Genomic DNA, 349 nt, shown 5'->3' with positions numbered 1-349 from the left:
GATTTTATGAAGAATGTATCATCTACCCTTATATATTTATTAATTCGGTATAAAAGTTATAAAAGAAATTTTATGTAAGGTACCATCACCACATCTATTTTCATACAACATCTGTGGAAATTAATCTGTAAATCACCTTTCACTCTTATCCAATATATGTAATCATTTTCATGTGCACGAGAAAATTCAAATAATAAGGAATGTACACCTTATAGAGACGAATATATATTTAAATATTAATATTTAGTATTTTAAAACTATTTAAAAGGAGAAGGTAATGAATAACTCCATCGACCTACAGCACTTATGTGACCTTGTACATAGCACTTTTCATGTACCTGTTCAATTT

General features: G+C 27.2%; 1 pseudogene. It reads left to right on the top strand.

The features are described from left to right. Positions 1 to 277 precede the first annotated feature (277 nt). Positions 278 to 349: pseudogene (locus KVT34_RS32195) on the top strand (AraC family transcriptional regulator); the annotation flags it as partial.

Origin of the sequence: Paenibacillus sp. GbtcB18, assembly GCF_019091125.1 — a bacterium.
Taxonomy (GTDB): domain Bacteria; phylum Bacillota; class Bacilli; order Paenibacillales; family NBRC-103111; genus Paenibacillus_F; species Paenibacillus_F chitinolyticus.
This window is presented reverse-complemented; position numbering and strand designations above follow the sequence as displayed.